The organism is Phaeodactylibacter luteus, from assembly GCF_007993045.1.
In the GTDB taxonomy this organism is placed as follows: Bacteria; Bacteroidota; Bacteroidia; order Chitinophagales; family Saprospiraceae; genus Phaeodactylibacter; species Phaeodactylibacter luteus.
Map to the genome: position 1 here is coordinate 1 of NZ_VOOR01000042.1, position 17,930 is coordinate 17,930.

The following is a 17,930-nucleotide window of genomic DNA, read 5'->3' on the forward strand; positions in this document are numbered from 1 at the left end:
ATGTCCGCTGTCTTCGAAAGAGCGATGGATGCATTCCCTCCATAAAACCCAGCATCAATTTCAGGGTTATACTCTCCCGCACTCAACTCAACAGGGCCAGTTTCCCCAGAATTTGGGTCTGCATCACTGTCTATTGAACCATCAGAACCACTAAACTGGGAGGTGCCGATAAAACCACTTGGGGCGCTAAATTGAAGAGTATAGATACCTGGTACTAGTTTGTCAAACAAGTAGAAGCCATCAGCATCGGTGCTAGTCATCAAACTGACTGACTCACCATCAACATCTGTACCGGTGAGCTGCACAGATACGCCGGGAACCCCCATTTCGCCAGGGCCCTGTAGGCCATCCGCATTCTCATCGTGCCAAACAAAATCACCTATGCCTGCGCACTGCGCCTCGTCTACCGTAACCATCACTTCATCTGTAGCAGTGCAGCCATTAGCATCCGTCACAGAAACGGCGTAAATCGTTGACTCTGGAGGGCTTACTACTTTTTCGGCACCAGTACCCAAGCCACCGCTCCATTCATATAAATATGGAGGCTCACCCTGCGAAGCTGTAGCGGAAAGCATTGCTGCCTGCCCTTGACAGATCTCCCAAGCCTCCCCTGCATCCACGACAGGAGGAGCATTTACGACAATTGTTAGTGTGTTTTCCGCAGTGCAACCGTTGGCATCGGTTAGGGTAACGCCGTAGGATGTAGTCGACATTGGGCTGACCTCCTGACCCGCCTCATCGGATAATCCGGGGCTCCACTGGAAAGTGTAAGGGGCCTGCCCACCGGAAGGAAGAGCAGTCAATGAAGCTAAAGCGCCCGCACATATTTCATTGTTATCAGAAGAAAGCACAACCTCTGGCTTATCATTAACAACCACAGTAACCTCACCTTGAGCAGTACACCCGCTATTGTCCGTCGCTGTGACCGTATATGTTTTTGTTTCAGCCGGCATAACCTGCTTGCTGCTTCCGCTTCCAAGCCCATCGCTCCACTCAAAAGAGTAAGGCGCCTGCCCACCTGTGGCAGAGGCTTGCAAGGTTGCAGCCCCGCCTGCGCAAATGGACTGGCTATCGCCAGGTACTAGCTGCAAGGTATTCTGAACCGCGACGGTCACCTCGTCAACGTCAGAGCAACCGGCTGCGCTAGTGACCGTAACCGTATAGGTTGTAGTCGAAACAGGATTAACGGCGATAGCAGCCGAATTCTGCCCTGTACTCCAAGCATAGGTAGCTCCACCGCTAGCCGATAGGACAACTGCACGGCTCGGATCGGCACATTCGCCAGGCTCCTGACCAACTTGGGGCTGGAAATAAATATTGTGTACTTCTCCTGCGAGGTGGGTGTAAGCAGCCGCCACAACCTGACCGTCAATATTTCCGCTGTTCCCTTTCGTAAAATGAGCATGAGGCGCCAATACGGAGCCATTTAGTGTAGCTCCGCCGGTAAATGTGAGGGAGGAAGCATCGTAAAAGTTCCAGATCATATAGGGGGCCTGGAGCGAACCGATCCCTGCCTGATTAATGATATTCCAAGAAAAGCTCCCTCCTGTCTGTACATTGACAATAAGCGGGCTGCTCGCAGAAGGCTGCTGATTGAAAGTGAGCGAATTATAGCTTTGCAGTTCTGCCACCGTGGTGTTCCATACGTTCGTCTGCCCATCGGTAAGGGAGATGCCTCCCCCTGATGATACAGTGACATTATTACTGAGCGTGCTCAGATAAGCAGACTGTGCTCTCAGCGCTGCGAAGGCAGCATCAAACCTGAATGCATCGCCAATTGGGCCGACAGAAGATATTGGCTGCTGCGTTTGCAGGTTGATCCGGGGGCTGCCATTGATATCAGAAACAAAAACGCGGGTATTCCCCAAGCTGTTCGACACCTGCAGCCCGTTCAGGTTTCCTATCTTGATGAACCCATTCTGATTGACATTGATCCCACTGCCGCTTTGCAGGTAGACTTGCCCCCCGACGATGAGTGCTGTTGGACGGGCATCCCCGGGCAGGGTCAAGTTGCCAGGGGTGGCCATTGAGCTGTTGAATGAGCCAGAGACCGTAAGAGCGCCCCCACCCGCCACGGGGCCATCAGAATCGCCACTTGCCAGCTCAAAATCCCCTTCCACCAGAACATTAAACTGCCCGGCCGCAGCAAGCGGGTTGATACTTTGGCCCTGCCCGCTCGCCGGGGCAGCACAAGGGCAAAGGGACAAGTCTGGGCCAGCACTGGCCGAAGGCTGAGGGTTGACTACCACCATAACGTTTGCGGTAGCAGTGCAGTTATTGGCATCTGTGATGGTGACGCTGTAGGCTTTGGTTTGCGATGGAGCGACCTGCTGAACCGCGCTGCTGCCAAGCCCATCAGACCACTGGTAAACAAAAGGCCCCTCTCCGCCCACCGGCTCCACGCTTATACTGGCTGATCCGCCTGCGCAAATCTCCGCCCCCATAGCTGATGCCGAAAAATCACATTCAAAGCAATCGGTTTCCACATTGACCAAGCCTGCAATTACCCAAGACTGACCGTTAACCCCTTGCCCGTTTTGACCGTTCCGGGTATCGATAGTCAAAACCACTTCTGTAGCATTGCCCGGCACTTGCGGAATGGTAATGGAAGGGATAGCCAGACAACAGCTGCCTCCTGGCAGCCCTTCATCCGGGCCATAGAGGTAGGTTTCTGCGGACTGTCCGCCTGCAGAGGCCAGTATTTTAAGGTATCGCCCATCTGGTGTAAGCTCAGAAATCGGCAGGTCCAATGTAATATCCCTTGGGCCTTCATCCGTAGGGATGGGGATCGTGACCGTCCGGATATTATTGTAACCGCTCATAGCCGTAAACACGCCAGCGTTAGCGCCAGCAGGCTGATTGCGGAAAGCATAAACTACTATGGACTGCAGCTTGCAAGGATCAAAACCCGAGGGGTTGGCGTATAAGACCGAGCCTGTACTGCCGGTAATCAGCCCGCGGTACACCCATACGTTGGAACTTCCGCCGCCTGGGGTGGTCCGGAGCAGGTTGTAGGTATCCCCTTCGGCATTACTGACTGGTATGGCTTCTCCGGGGTTGCCGCCTTTGTAGACAATTTCGACTGCATACTGATAAATGTTTCCAGGGCTAGGCAGATGGACTATATTTTGGCCCTGGCACTTCGCATTGAACCCATACTCCTCCACCAGTTTGTCGTCGTCACAATCGAATGCCCAGTCTTCAGGCACTGGCTGGCAATTTTCAAGAACTGTCTTGACGACGGTATTCGAGTAGCGTGGTGTGCACAACACCCCCGAAGTGACGGACCTGCGGTATTCGGTCGTCTGTGCGATAGTACCAGGGTCGTAGTTTTTGCCATTGGCAAACAGTATAGGCAGCCAGATGCCACCTGGCGGGCGGAACTCCCACTGATAAGAGACTAAACCGCCAAAATCTTCCCCTACAATTTGGGCGGGGTCATAGCTGCCACAGCGCTGTTCGTCACCTGAGATGTGCCCTCCCTCATCGATACAGTCAAAGATAGAAAAGGTAAAAGTACGCTCATCGCAGAGGTGGCCATTGGCATTGCTCTGGGAATAGACCTGCACAAGGACCGTGAAAGTGCCAGAGGGCTCGTTCCAGTCAGCGCCGCTTGGCGGTGCATTGTAGGGCACTGTATTCTCCACGTTGCTCCCTGTGTAATCGCCTGTAATGGAAAAGCGGACGCTGCCCGGGCTCCCCCCTATCTCGGCTTCCAAGTTGTAGTTGAAAGGTAGGGAAGAAGCATCGATCACATCGCCGTCTTGTATTTCGATTACATTCTGACCGTTGGCGTTGTTGTTGATGAACAAGCCTTCAATAGGAGTAGAACAATAACAATCGTTTACGATGAAGGGCTGTATGCCGGGGGTCTGCGGCACGAACACCGCCATTTGCTCATCGATGCCACCCTGTACAGCGGTAACAACAGATTGCGCTTGTGAACAAAGCGCGTTGCAAGCACTGTAATCTCCTTTCAAGCCCCATATAGCCTGATTGATCGCCTGCTTAGAAAAGCCCATGGCTGGGCCGTTGCACATGGCCCAGTTGATGCGCTCCGCAGTCAGCTCTGAGACCCCCAAGGTGCTGGCCAGCCCATAAGCTAGGGTAAACTTTACTTCTCCGTACTCGTACCCCTTGGCAGGCGTTGGCTCTGTGAGCTGAAAATCCCCACAATACACCTGCTGAGAAACCTCCACCTGGCAGTCCCCATTTACATAAGCAATGCAGCCAAGGTAATCGTTATCTGTATAAATAAAGGTATACTGAAGCAGATTAGACCGGTTGATGACCACCTGTTCCCCATCACAATTTTGATAGTTGATCGTCCCAAACCCACAGCCAGTCGCCCGGCCTGCATTGGAGGTGCAATTGTGAGGAATGATAAAGGGCCCCTGCAGCCAGGGCGAAGCCTCCCCCGTACGGTCGCTTATCACCCGGAGCGCATCCCAGCCCTTAGCAGGCAGCCCACTGATTATCAATTGACCGTCTTGTAAAGGCAAGTGCTCCACGGTTGTTTCCCCCTTTTCTTCTGAAAGGACAACGGTGTAGGAGCTAACCTCCTCGGGGATGCCCACCAAGGATAAGGACAATCGCCCGTCAGCCGCACCGCACTCAGAAACAGCTCGAGTGCTGGCTTCCTGCACAGCAAGCTGGCTCCAGGCCAGCTGAGGCAAAGCAAAGGCTAGGACAAATAGCCAAATTGACGCGAAAGTTAGTTTTTGGGAAGACCCTTGGTTCAATGTGCTGGTAAAGTAGGTTCTCATTTACGACCTGTATTGTGCAATAATTAATGGCAGACATAGCGCGGGCTGTCCTATACGAGCCCGTACAAGCCTTATGAATGTGTAATGCCGCAGGGTGCATATGCGTCACCGTTGACCGGTAGGCATACATAGCCTGTTAAAAAGGCGTTGGCCTTTTTGCGAGCGGTATAGCCTTGTTCTGGGCTGTCTTGCTGTAAATATGGCTTTGTTGCGAGCCCCTTTTGCCTCATGTAGGCGGATAGGGCGGCAACTGTAAAACCACAGGGCTACAACAGTGCCAAGACATCAATTACAATGCTTGTTGTAAGATGCTTAGCACAGCGAAGACAGCAAATAGCGTTGTAAGCGACAACCTGCCTCTGCAGTGATGCAGAAGGCGAGGATTGCCTGATTTTACGGGGACAACAATCCAGTGCCAGGGACTGCTATGCCATTGCTAAAGGGCACATCACTCCAAAGCGGTTTGTTTTTTGTGCGATATCTGTTGAAAGGTGGGTTTACAAGTTTTACAACGCTTTCTTTCCTTTTTTTCTCTAGGTACAATAGGCCAGCAGGACAACCTGCTGTAAATCAAAATGGAATGGCTTATCAGCCTGTAAGATGTGAACACGCCAAACGGAGTGCCTAAACAAGGGGGAATGTAGAGCGTGTTGGGACTTTAGTAATCGGTATGTCCCGCTAGACAGCGGGACACTTTTTCGCTTATACTTCGCCCCAAAAATCCTTCCCGCTTTTGTGCATAAAAAGCGGGACTTGGCTAATCAAAAAATTGCTAGTGCCTTAAAAGTCATAAATCTCTGATACTTAAGTTGAAGTTATTTTCCGGCTAATCAAGGCGAAGGTTCGCGACTTTAGCCCGAGCTAAAGGAGCGGTTCTTTAACGAAGAGTAGGCGGAAAAGAACGAAACTTGGGGTGTCAAGGGTTTATGGCTTGAGGCACTAGTTTTCGGCTAGAAGACCAAAAGCCCAGAACGCTCTTAGTTTTTGTGTACCTGTTTGGGGTTATTGTGGTACAAAGGTAAGGTTACAGCAGAAGGGCACAAAAGTAAAAAAACCAAATAATTAAAAAATGTGACATTTAAAACATCCATAAACTACCGTATATGCCTTTTAAAATTAGAATTTATTTAAAAATATTGTGACGTTGTTTCAGGAAAAATATAGGCTTAAAAAAGGGCGTGAGCCAAAATGTCGCAGGCGTTTCCGTTTCTCGAGCGTTAGCCTGGCATTGGCCTAGCGCTGCGCAGGGGTGGCCGAAGGCCAGACCCGATGCCTGTAGGGCGAGGGGCCGAGCGGATAGCGAGCCCCGTAGCATAGCGGCACCTGCCAGCCTGCCCACTCACATGGTGCAGGGGCAGGCCCTAAAAAAACGAAGGCCGGAATCACATGGATCCCGACCCTCCAACATTAAACAAATATGCACAATCTTAAGACTGTGGCGTACACAGTCCATCTCTTTTAGTGGGGCAGTTGCTTTACTAATTGTCAGTGTAAAGATAACACTTTCCCCTAAAAATCCTAGTGGCTGAACATCGATCAACCAAGGAGCTGCCCCCTGTTTAACGCAACCAATTGATTAGCAGCAGACTCCGATGCATGGAATGTCTTCCAGACGTCGTTTCAGCGGGAATACGTACCTTTGGCCTCATTTCAAGCCCTAAGGGGCGCCCACACTTCAAAGCGGCAGCTTTTATGGACCGGCCCTACCCTACCCCACACTGGAAAATCGCCATCAATGGCTTCAAAGCATACCTGCTGCTCGAACAGAGCCTGTCTGCACATACTGCGGAAGCTTATCTAAGGGACATCGGTAAGCTGACCGACTTCCTTCAACTGCTGGGCAAAAAAGCGAGCCCGGAAGAAGTCACTACAGCAGATCTTCAGCACCTCATGCAGTGGCTCAACGAGCTAGGGCTAGGGGAGCGTTCCCAAGCCAGGCTGATTTCAGCCCTGAAGACCTTTTACCGCTATCTGGTATTAGAAGGGTATACTGAGCAGGACCCGGCAAGCCTCATAGACGCCCCCCGTCTGGGCAGGAAGCTGCCCACCGTCCTATCTTACGAGGAAGTGCAGCGCCTTTTGCAAGCCGTTGACCTGAGCCACCCGCACGGGCACCGCAACCGGGCTATACTCGAAACGCTTTACGCCTGTGGGCTGCGGGTAAGCGAGCTGATCGCCCTCCGCCGCTCTCAATTTTTTGCAGAAGCGGGCTTTGTCCGGGTCATAGGAAAGGGGGACAAGGAGCGGATCGTCCCTATTGGGCAGCAAGCGGTAAAAGCCGTTCAGCTCTACCTTGACGGCGACAGGCGCAAACAGATGAATATTGCCACCGGGCAGGAAGACTTCCTGTTCCTGAGCCGTAGGGGGAAAACCTTGAGCAGGGTCATGGTATTCCAGATCGTCAAAGCTGCAGCGCGGGATGCCGGTGTAGAGAAAAACGTCAGCCCACATACCTTCCGCCATGCATTTGCCACTCACCTGATCGAAGGCGGTGCCGACCTCAAAGCAGTTCAGGACATGCTGGGCCACGAATCAATCATCACCACCGAAATCTATACTCATCTGGACACTGCTTACCTGCGCGAGACCATTTTACAATACCACCCAAGGAGCCGGAACCGGAGGAAATAGGGCTGCAGAAACGGATTTGTGCCCTTGTATTTCCCAAACCCCCGCAAGGTGGGTATATTTACGGGCTGCAAAAGGAGCAGGCACAGGGCCTACTGCCACTAAGCGCATGTTTGGAGCGCTAAAAACCCTACTGCTGGCAGGGCGGTGCAAAAGCCTGCTCTGCTGCAAGCTGCAGTACAACTATAATTCAATGATGAACCATCCACCTACCGCAATGGAAACCTGGGAGTTTGAGTACGAATGGCTCCGTGTGAGGCACTTGGTCCAAAAAGCCTTTGAAAAAGACAGCTTGCCAGACCTCAATGCCATCCTCTTCCTCATCGGCATTCAAGAGCTCGGGCACTGGAAAGGCAGCTTCTCGAAAGAAGAGAAACAAGACCTTATGCATATTGCTGTATGCCGCCTGCTGAGCTACGGCGGGCATTATGCCTTCTTGGGAAGGGATGCAGACGGCTGGCCTCATTACGAAGCCAAGCGGCCCGTTGAAGCCCAAGGGCTGGAAGCTCAGGAAGAACTGCTCAAGGCTTATGCCATAACCTATTTCAAAGAGCTGGAACAAGAAAACGGCGGGCTAGAAAAGCTTTGAGCTCACAGTGCCCTGCCCCAACAGCAACTGCTAACCATTCAACCACACGCATAAAAATCACGATGAAGTATTTTTTCCAGCCTATTATCGTGGCCAGCCTATTGCTCTTGACCAGCTGCGAACAGGGAGACGGCTTCACTTACGCCATGATCGGCACGCCTTACGGCGAAATGAAAGTAAAGCTCTACAACACCACCCCGAAGCACCGGGACAACTTTATCAAGCTATCTGCCCAGCAATTCTATGATGGCCTGTTGTTCCATCGGGTTATCCCCAACTATATGATACAGGGCGGCGACCCTGAATCTAAAGAGGCAGCTGCCGGGCAAATGCTAGGGCAGGGAGGCCCCGGTTACACCTTAGCGGCAGAATTTGGCGAGCTCCACTTCAGAGGGGCCTTGGCTGCTGCAAGGCTAGGCGACCGGCACAACCCTGACAAACGCTCTTCCGGCTCCCAATTTTATATTGTGCAAGGGCAGCCCGTCACCACTGAAGTGTTGGAGCGTATGGAAAAACAGTTTGGGAAATCCTACACGCCAGAGCAGAAACAGAAGTACCTCGAGCGCGGCGGAGCCCCCGTACTAGATGGCGACTATACCGTTTTTGGCGAGGTAGTAGAAGGGCTCGATGTGATCGACAAAATCGCGGCAGCACCTACCGGAGCCTTTGACCGCCCCGACCAAGATATTCCCATGACCATAAAAATCCTAGATTGATGAAACTTCTAACTTGGCAGGGGGGCATCCTCCTGGCTTTGCTCATCAGCAGCTGTGGCCGCCCTGTTGCCCGTTTCAGCCTGGAAAGCACTCAGCAACGTGTTCTTCAGCCTATCCCTTTTGACAACAAGAGCGAAAAAGCAGTACGCTATGAGTGGGACTTCGGCGATGGCAAGACCGCTGAAGCGGAATCCCCTGAGCACCGTTACAAAGCCTCTGGCGCATACACGGTGACCCTCACCGCTTACAACGAAAAAGGCAAGGCCAGAAAGGCCAGCCAAACCATTGAAGTAGCGCCTCCAAAGGCTTGCCTCGTAGAAATCGAGACCGAGCTGGGCAGCATGATTGTAGAATTGTATGACGCCACCCCTCAACATCAAGACAACTTCACAAAGCTGGCCGAAGAGCATTATTTTGACAGCCTGCTGTTCCACCGCGTCATCAACAACTTTATGATCCAAGGCGGCGACCCCCAGTCAAAAGGGGCCCCTGGCGGGCAAGCTCTCGGATCAGGTGGGCCCGGCTATACCCTACCTGCAGAGTTTGTAGACTCTCTGGTACATGTCAAAGGGGCTTTGGCTGCTGCCCGGACAGGGGATGCGGTCAACCCGGCGAAACGGTCCTCCGGCTCACAGTTCTATATCGTCCACGGGCAGCAGCTCACTGAAGATATGCTGAACCGGATAGAAGCGCAAAAAGGTATCCGTTATACTACCGATCAGCGGGAAATGTACCTAGAGCTGGGGGGCACCCCTTTCCTAGACCGGGAGTATACCGTCTTTGGCCGAGTCATCGAGGGGCTTGATGTCATTGACCGGCTGGCCAGTGTGCCTACAGACCGGCGTGACCGCCCACAGAATGACCTCCGCATGAAAATCAGGCTGATCCGCTAATTCCCAACTTATTTCAAGGAGGCTAGAGGCCGAAACAGCAACAGGGCTATTGGGCCAGCTGCCAAGTAAACTGAGCATATGCAAAATTTGATTTTAGGTGTAGATGTAGGCGGCTCCGGCATAAAAGGGGCTATTGTAGACATCAATACCGGCGAACTCCAGAACGAACGCATCAGGATTGCCACGCCCAAACCGGCAACCCCGGAGGCAATGGCTGAAATCTTTAAGGAGCTGGTCGAAGCTCATCAGTACGAAGGCCCGATAGGCTGCGGTTTCCCAGCCATCATCAAAGGCGGCAAAGCCCTTTCTGCCGCCAACATCAGCGATCAATGGATTGGACGAAGCGTGGCAGACATCTTCGGTGAAGCAGCAGGCGGCCCGGTCTGTGTCCTAAATGATGCCGACGCTGCAGGTGTAGCAGAAATGGAATTTGGGCTGGGCAAAGGGGAGCCTGGCCTGGTCCTTCTCATCACCATTGGCTCGGGCTTGGGCTCCGCCTTGTTCTTAGACGGCAAGCTGGTGCCCAATACCGAGTTTGGGCATATGCGCTTCCAGGGCATGGTGGCAGAGCACTACGCTTCCAACAACGCCAGGAAAAAGCATGATTTGAGCTGGGAGGAATGGGGGCACCGATTCAATGAGTACCTCCATTATGTCAGCCGGATTGTCAACCCTGACTTGATACTTCTAGGCGGTGGGGTGAGCAAAAAATTCCAGAAATACGAGGCTTTTATTGACGCCCCTACCCGAGTAAAGCCAGCGGCTCTGCTCAATGCGGCAGGCACAATAGGTGCTGCTATTTATGCGCATCAGCGCCAGCTTTGAATGGGCTTTGGCGGCAGCCTCGTAACCCACGAAGGGGCCCCGGCAAAATACCGTGGCCCCTTCGCCTTTTTCAAGCCCTGCTTTTAACAACAGCAGCGCTACAGTTACACGGCTAAGGTCAGTAATTAGGAGACTGCCAGGTGTGATCGGCAATCAGGTTTATCACAGAGGCATCAGTTTCCAACTCAGGCATGAGCTCGAACAAGGAACGGTGCATTTCGAAGTCTTCAGTCAGTGCTTCTCCCAGCCAGTACATGGCAGCGTTCCGCTTGCCGGTAGCAAACAAGCAAGCGACACGGCAGTAGAGCACCTCTGCGCCAGGGGCTGTATCCATAGCCTCTTCCAGGACATCAAGTGCTTCCTCGGCCTGCCCGGCGTCGATGAGGAAAGTAGCATACAAAATCCAATAGCGCGCTTCGATATCGTTCAGGGCGATAGCTTCACGGATATACTCTACCGCCATATCTGTATTGCCAAGGTTGTAATAAGCTTCCGCCAAAGCCCCCAGGTACTCTTCGCGGGTATCGTCTATGCCCAAGGTTTTCTCAAAATACTGAACGGCATTCATCCACTGCCCCTGAGCGGCGTAGCACTCCCCTATAGCGAAATAGATCTCATCGTTGAGGGGGTCCATTTGAGCAGAACGGATATAGAAAGTGATGGCAGCACTTGGCCGGTCCAACTGAAGGTAGCACTGCCCGATCTGGACGTACAATTCGGCTTCCGCTTCGCTGCCCTGTGCTTCCAAGAGCTGCAGATAGTACTTGAGCGCTTTCTGAAAATGCTGCAGCTCCATGCACAAATCTGCACAATCCCTACAGGCTTGCCAATACTGATCATCTACTGCGATGGCATATTCGTAGGCCTCCACGGCTTCCTCGTACTCTGCCATATACACTTTGGCTTGCGCCAAATTGTACCAAGCAACAGGCAGGTAGGCATTTTGCTCCAGCAGCTGCTCGTAAAATGCAATGCCCTCAGTATACTTACGGCACTGAAGGGTACAGCTCCCAAAGCGCTCCAATGCCTCCTGGTTTTCGGGGTCGGCAACAACAGACTGCTGCAAAGTGTAGAACATCGCTTCGTATGCATCGTTGCGCTCATGGGCCAGCGCCTCGATAAACAGGATATCGGAAAGGCTGCTGCTGCCTGCCCCATCCTTGAGGAAGTCTAGCAGTACCATAGCCTCACTAACATCGCCCGCCGCGATCAGTGCTTCTGCATAAAGCAGCTCGACCTCTATATCGCCAGGGGCCAGCCCACGGGCTTTGGCCAGCGTATCAAAGGCTTTATCAAAAAAATGGTTGTCCAAGTAAAGCTGGGCCAGTTTCAAGTGCAAATCTATAGCAAACGGGTGCTGGGCTACGCCTTGGGCAGTGGCCTCGATCCCTTTTTTGGGCATGCCCTCCTCCTCATAGCTTGCGGCAAGCTGAAGGAACTCCGCTACCGTAAAATATACCCTGGTACCGGCAGCAAACTGATTTTCGTACCGCTGCTGCAGCCGCCTCAGCAGCCGCTCCTCATTGTGGTTTTGTCCCGGGTATATCATCATGTATCGTCGTCGTTCTAAAATTTTCGGTAACCTACCTAAAATCAGCTCTTTGAGCCGTCCAAAGATAGCCAAAAGTCCTCCGGAATTGCCAGCTTTTGCCCTCCAACCCGCATTCAATTAATGGAACGGTAGGGAAAAGCAAGGGAATGGTCGTTTCTAGCAGCAGTGCAGTTGGATTTACCGGCAAGCCTCCTTATTCTATTATTTTTTTCTCTATATGGCTTTTTTGTCATATTGTTTTTTTACTCATACACTTGCCTTCTCCAGCTTGCGCCTCCCGCCTTGGGCCCGAAAGCTCACCAGGTACACGCCCGAGAAAATCAGCGCACCAGACAGCAGCTTCACAACCGACAGCTCCTCCTGGCCAAAAGCCAGTGCAATGACAGCTGCCAGCAAGGGCTGCAGATAAATATAAATGCTGACCACGGAAGCGTTCAAGGACTTCAGTGCGTAGGCATTGAACAAGTAGGCAAAGAAGGTCGTAAAGATGAGCACGTAGGCTACCGACAGCCAGATGGGCAAAGAAAACGTGTGCCATTCGGTTTGCGCCAGCTGTGGCCAGCCAAAGGGTATCACAAACAGAGCGCCGAAAAGGAATACCCATTTGACCACCGTGATGGCTTGGTATTTTTGGGCCAGTTTTTTCACCAGCACCAGATAGGTGCCATAGCTGCTTGCGTTCAAGAACACCAGGAGGTTGCCCAGGGCTTCATCCCCTTTAAAAGAAAGCGCCCCGCCTTGTGCGATCAGCAAGATAGCGCCAGATGCCCCTACCGCAATCCCTGCTATCTTCCGCCCGGTGACGGCTTCCCCCAGCAGGGTTGCCGAGGCGAGCAACACCAAGATGGGCGTAGTCGTCATGATGAGGGAAGCATTGATGGGCGTAGTAAGGCTGAGCCCTGAGAAAAACAACATCTGATTTGCGGCGATGCCGAGCAGCCCGCACAGGGCCAGGCGGCCTAGATCAGCCCGGTCTATCTTTTCGCGGACAAACACCCTATGGAAAAGCGAAAACAGCACCACTCCGCTTATCACTCTAAGCAATATAAAAGCCAAAGGCTGCAAGTAACCGTCGCCCATTACAATTTTGGCTATGGTATAGTTGGCTCCATAGATCAGCGCAACGGCAAAAAGGGCGAAGTGGGCAGGGAGTGTGGAGGTTGCCAAGGCTTTTTTGGGGGGCAAAAATACACCCTTTTGGAGATTTCTGCCCCAGAGGCCCGCTCAAATCTATACTCCTCCCGGTCACGAGAGGTGAAGCTTTGACGCCTTTGTTTTTGTGCCCAGGGGAGTACATATAGGTCAAACGGGGCGTGAACTAAAATGTCGCTTGCGTTCATATCCTTCGGGCTTTTGGCTGGCATTGGCCTAGCGCTGCGAAGGGGTGGCCGAAGGCCAGACCCGACGCCTGTAGGGCGAGGGGCCGAGCGGACAGCGAGCCCCGGAGCATAGCGGCACCTGCCATCGGGCAGGGGCAGGCCCCACCAAAAAAAACGACAATCTGGCTCGCGCCCGTCAAAAGCGGCCGCCCCTACCCTCTCTCCTGTCCCTCATTTTCCGGACCAGCTCAAGGCGGAACTCCCGGTCTGCTTTCTCCAGCAGCACCAGCTTTCGGGCGGGCACTACCTTCAGCATACGGCTGTAGTAATCGCGGCGCAGGCCAAGCAGCGCTTCTTCTTTTTCCATTTGCGCAGAGAGGTGGGCTTCTGCCTCCTCATTCGTCATCTGCTCTACCGCTTTGCCAGGCCTGTATTGCCTGCGCACTGCCCGCTGTTCATCCTCGTACTCATTGTAAAGCGCCCAGAACTGCTCAGACTCGCCAGTACTGAGCCCCAGCCGTTCGGTGAGGTAGGCGACCCTTGCGGCTTTGACCCTCGCCTGAACCTCCGGGTTGCGGGGCATGTCATCATCCATTTGAGCAGCCAATGGCACTGCCCCGCCCGCAATAAGCATCAACAGTGCCCAGATCATTTTTCTCATTATCCTTGTATTTGTGTAGTTAGGGAATGCGCAGACAGTGGCCCGGATCAAAATAGGGCATCCATGTCTTCGGGCGACAAATGTTCTTCCAAATAATCTTCGTAAGCGCCCTCTTCTTCTGTGCCGGACAATGCCCCAGCGCCAGCATCCAGCAGCAGGCTCAATTCAAAATGCTCTATCTGATCTGTCACATAGGCTGAGGCTTCTTCTTCACCCAGCTCGCTGAGGGTGACCTGCCCTACAGGGCTGTAAAAAGGCCAGGCGGCCCACCATCCGGCCAGCAACAGGATAACTGCTGCGGCAGCTGCACGGAGGAACAAGTGGCGCCGACGCATACGGGCAGCGCCCGCTTTAGCGGCTACTTTTGCAGGCAAATGTTCAAAATAGCCTGCAGGGGGGCTATTGCCCTGCCTGCTTTTCAGCTGTGCCAACAAGGGCGCTACTTCTGAAAGCTCCCGCTCTATTTCTTTGTGCTTCTCCATGTCTCAGTTCCTGGTTTTATCCGGACTGCTGCCGGATATATGCCTCAATTTTTTTTGCAGCGTGGTGATAGGACGCCTTCAAGGCCCCTACCGATACCCCGAGCCGGGCACTGAGCTCTTCATAGCTCAGCTCCTCATAATACCTAAGCCGGAAAACCTGGGCTTGCCGATCGGGCAACGTAGCCAAAGATTCTGCCAGTAGGCGCTCCGCCTCGCCCGGCCCCACATAACTGTCTGCTTCCAAGCTGGCCGCACTATCCTCTTCCATCAGGCTGCCACCGTTGCCAATGCGGCGCTTGCGCTTCCTCAGCCAGGTGAGGGCCTCGTTGGTCACTATCCGGTACAGCCAGGTAGATAGCCGGGCTTCTCCCTGAAACCCGCTGAGCCCACGGCAGGCTTTTACCAACGCCTCTTGGAGGACGTCGTCCGCATCTTCATGGCTGCCTACCAGCTGCCGGGCCCGCCAGTACAAAGCCTCTTGGTATGTCCGGACCAACAGCCGGTAGCCTGACTCCCGCGTGGCAGGGGCACTGACCATGGCTAAAATTTTTGCTTCTGTCGATTCCGCCAAGATGATGCTGCCTTTTTGAATCAGACTCGCCAGCCGTGGGCAGGTTTAACCGAGCCTCAAAAAAATACAGGATAAGCTTATGGATCAGGCCCCTCTTAAGACTTTCAGCCCTGCGGTCAGCTCTCTGATCACCCCTTTTTCTTTGGGGTTGTACACCCAATTGGTATCAAAAAACTCCAAAACCTCGGGGTTCGCCTCATTGCTCAGGGTAAGGCTGTGGAACTGCGTGCCTTTATTCTGTTGAAAATAGCGGATATCCCTAAGCACGTCGTCATCGATTTTGTACATGATGAAATCTGAGATCATGAGGACATCTGCATCCTCGTAGTCATTGGTACGCAACTGCCGGATCGTCTCGTACAGAGCCAGAGAAACATCTGTGCCCCCATAAAAAGACATCCGCAGGAAAGCTGCGATCTCATCGATAGAGTCTGCGATATTGAAGAGGTCCAGGGTTTGAATGCCCCGGGAAAAGTTGATCAGGTAGGCCCGCCGGTTCTCCTGTATGGCCATTTTCAGAATGCCCATGCACAGGACTTTAGCAATCTGCTCCGGGCGGCCGTTCATGCTCTCGCTCGTATCCACACAGATGATAAAAGGGCCTTTCTCCTTTTGCCGTACGCGCTGATGCACCTCGGTGAGCTGATCTTCGCTCTTGACCAGGCGCCGGTCTTCATACCGGAAGGTCATCAAGTTTTTGTCTGCATACTTTTTCAAGAAAAGGAGCTCTGTATCTTCATCGCCCAGCAGGCTAGCCTCTGCACTGAGCAGGTTGTTGAGGTCATCGCTCTCGTGCACGCCTACGATCTCGGCTCTGGCCGTCTCATCCACTTTCCATTCTTGGCGGATGATGGTCCGTTCAAAAGTCTCTTCCTCTATTTCGATTTCTGCTTCCCTCATGCTGCCGAGCAGATCTGCCAGCTGTTTCAGCGAGGCCTCATCCTCGAGCAGATCATTGTAGTGCTCTAGCACATCAAAAGAAGTCTCCTCCCAAAGGTCTCTAGACATATCCCAGCCCAGATAGTCTGAAAAAGGAGCGACCAGCTCGTGCAGTTTTTCATACTCCTCCACTTTTTTCTCTACCAAAGCGGTAAAAGCTTCCTGCTCTTCGTCCAGTTTGCTCAGTTGGAACTCCAGGATTTTGGCATGCAGGCGGGCGTCCCATTGTGCGAGCAAGTCATGCAATAAGCGCTCGGTGTGCGCTTTAGCCTCACCGCCCATTTCCTCATAGCTGCGGTCTCCGATAAACTTCCGGAAGCGGTCTTGGTAAAATTGCGAGTCTATTTCCTCCCTCGGGTAAACCGTTTGCAGGTAAGCTGGCAAACCCGGCCAGCGGCGGGCAAAGACATGCAATGGAGTGATGGCCCAGCCCTCCAGCCGTTGGAGCTCGTCTTCATAGGGGTTTTGCAGGCGGGCCTTCTCAAAAGACTTCCGCAGCCAGCGGAGGATGTCAACCACCAGCTGCCTTGTGATTTTTTCGTTGCCTTGTGCCAGCCCCAGCAGGCCGGGTATGGAAAAGAGGCTGTCAAGGGCCCGCTGAAAGTACAGATAGTACTGATCGTTGAGCTCCGGTATGGTGTGCCTCCCAGGCGCTATAAGGTTTTGCAGGTAATGCACCAGATAACGGCGCATCTGCCGGTCCAGCAGCCCCCCAAACTCGATGAAACGCTGGTATTCCTGCTCCAGCTGCTCTTGGATGTCTGTCTTTGCCATATCCCTTTTAACAAAACCCTAGCCGTTGTGTTGAGCCTTGCCCTGCGCCTCCTTCCCGGCCAGTTCCCGAGCTTCGTTCGCCCTTTCTGCCTCCAGCCGGCCCATAAGGTTGTACAAAGCCAGCATCAGCGTACCGAACAGCACGCCTACCGTTATCAATATAGGGTTGAGCACCCCCTCGGCAGAAAAGGATAAACGGATGAGCACTGTAGAGATGACAAAGCCTGAGTTCCGGATCAGCTGACTGTAATTGTCGGTGTACCGGAAAGACAGCATGAGGATGAGGACATCGAACAAGATCATCAGGGTGAAAAACTCATTGTAGAACACCTTATTGATGTCCGGGAGCTCATCTAGCCGGCCTAGGTTGAACTGCTGCAGGTCAAGGAGCCAATTGCCGAGGCTGTAAACCGCCAGCAGGAATAAGATAGGGGCAAGGAGCCCGCTGATCCCTTTTTTCTTCACCACAAACTGATGGATATCGGAAGGCTGCTGCAGCCGGGGCCTCCGCTTCCGCAGCCAATAGAACCAGAAGATCAGCCCAAAAAGGACTAAGATGCAGGCCATGTCTGCCGCGAGCAGCCCATTGCGGTAGCTCCCCAGCCAGTTGTCTGAAATATCCAGCTTCGAAATATCTTTGAATATACGGCGCACGATGATCAGGGAAATGATCTCATACTGCTTCCCGATGGAGATGGTGAAAGAGTCTGGCAAATGATAAATGAGCATATACACTTCATAAACCAGGATAAAGCTGAAGGGCGTATAAATGGCGGTCACCGGGCTGATAAACAGTTCGGAGGGCCCAAGCCCGAGGTTGATCCAATGTAAGTCGTGCAGGACGATCAGCGCCAGGTGGCCCAAAAAGCTCGCAATGGCCAGCGAAAGGGTAACCCGCTCGAACCTGTGGCGGAAAGCAGGGTTGAAAAAGAAGACGAACAGCTGTTCGGCAGCACGGCGGGCATGAGGGTTCATAACAAAGCAGCTTTTACAAGTTGTTAGCTAGATTGACCAGGCGCAAACCAGATGGCCATTTTCCTTTGGGGGCCTGCCCCTGCCAGCGGGCAGGTGCCGCTATGCTCCGGGGCTCGCTGTCCGCTCGGCCCTATCGGGCTTGAAAACCCCTGCGCAGCGCTAGGCCAATGCCAGGCTAGTGCCTTAAGCCATAAATCTCTGATACTTAAGTTGAAGTTATTTTCCGGCTAATCAAGGCGA

The 17,930-nt window shown here is 53.1% G+C and carries 13 protein-coding genes; 5 read left to right on the top strand and 8 right to left on the bottom strand.

All coding sequences use genetic code 11. The features are described from left to right. A partial coding sequence (locus tag FRY97_RS16670) for a collagen-binding domain-containing protein (RefSeq protein ID WP_147168702.1) occupies positions 1–4,766 on the bottom strand: 4,766 nt, incomplete at its 3' end. A 1,692-nt stretch (positions 4,767–6,458) separates the two neighbouring features. On the opposite strand from FRY97_RS16670, the gene xerD reads away from it, so the two are divergent. The 5 genes from xerD (at position 6,459) to ppgK (ending at position 10,417) form a co-directional block, all read left to right on the top strand. After that, positions 6,459–7,397 (top strand): site-specific tyrosine recombinase XerD, encoded by a 939-nt coding sequence (gene xerD / locus FRY97_RS16675; protein WP_147168703.1) that lies wholly within the window; start codon positions 6,459–6,461, stop codon positions 7,395–7,397. A 190-nt stretch (positions 7,398–7,587) separates the two neighbouring features. Further along, a complete protein-coding gene (locus FRY97_RS16680) occupies positions 7,588–7,983 on the top strand; it encodes a hypothetical protein (RefSeq protein WP_246141789.1) in 396 nt (131 codons plus the stop codon). A gap of 62 nt (positions 7,984–8,045) precedes the next feature. Next, positions 8,046–8,699, top strand: a complete 654-nt coding sequence (locus FRY97_RS16685; protein WP_147168704.1) for a peptidylprolyl isomerase — start codon at positions 8,046–8,048, stop codon at positions 8,697–8,699. After that, positions 8,699–9,592: a peptidylprolyl isomerase gene (locus FRY97_RS16690; protein ID WP_147168705.1), complete on the top strand. Its 894-nt coding sequence runs from the start codon at positions 8,699–8,701 to the stop codon at positions 9,590–9,592. Before FRY97_RS16685 ends, FRY97_RS16690 begins: the two co-directional genes overlap by 1 nt. Positions 9,593–9,670: 78 nt before the next feature. Continuing rightward, positions 9,671–10,417 (top strand): polyphosphate--glucose phosphotransferase, encoded by a 747-nt coding sequence (gene ppgK / locus FRY97_RS16695; protein ID WP_147168706.1) that lies wholly within the window; start codon positions 9,671–9,673, stop codon positions 10,415–10,417. 118 nt (positions 10,418–10,535) lie between these two features. On the opposite strand, the gene FRY97_RS16700 is transcribed toward ppgK, so the two are convergent. The 7 genes from FRY97_RS16700 to FRY97_RS16730 form a co-directional block, all read right to left on the bottom strand. After that, positions 10,536–11,969 carry a tetratricopeptide repeat protein gene (locus tag FRY97_RS16700; protein WP_147168707.1) on the bottom strand — a complete coding sequence of 478 codons (1,434 nt, stop codon included), beginning with the start codon at positions 11,967–11,969 and terminating at the stop codon, positions 10,536–10,538. A gap of 246 nt (positions 11,970–12,215) precedes the next feature. After that, positions 12,216–13,136, bottom strand: coding sequence for a DMT family transporter (locus FRY97_RS16705; RefSeq protein WP_147168708.1), 921 nt, complete (start codon positions 13,134–13,136; stop codon positions 12,216–12,218). Positions 13,137–13,484: 348 nt separating this feature from the next. After that, positions 13,485–13,949: a hypothetical protein gene (locus FRY97_RS16710; protein WP_147168709.1), complete on the bottom strand. Its 465-nt coding sequence runs from the start codon at positions 13,947–13,949 to the stop codon at positions 13,485–13,487. A 47-nt stretch (positions 13,950–13,996) separates the two neighbouring features. Continuing rightward, on the bottom strand, positions 13,997–14,431 hold the full coding sequence (locus FRY97_RS16715; RefSeq protein ID WP_147168710.1) for a hypothetical protein: 435 nt from the start codon (positions 14,429–14,431) through the stop codon (positions 13,997–13,999). 16 nt (positions 14,432–14,447) lie between these two features. Continuing rightward, positions 14,448–14,969, bottom strand: a complete 522-nt coding sequence (locus tag FRY97_RS16720; protein WP_147168711.1) for an RNA polymerase sigma factor — start codon at positions 14,967–14,969, stop codon at positions 14,448–14,450. 117 nt (positions 14,970–15,086) lie between these two features. Further along, positions 15,087–16,715: a VWA domain-containing protein gene (locus FRY97_RS16725; protein ID WP_147168712.1), complete on the bottom strand. Its 1,629-nt coding sequence runs from the start codon at positions 16,713–16,715 to the stop codon at positions 15,087–15,089. A gap of 18 nt (positions 16,716–16,733) precedes the next feature. Next, on the bottom strand, positions 16,734–17,690 hold the full coding sequence (locus FRY97_RS16730) for a hypothetical protein (protein ID WP_147168713.1): 957 nt from the start codon (positions 17,688–17,690) through the stop codon (positions 16,734–16,736). Positions 17,691–17,930: the final 240 nt, after the last annotated feature.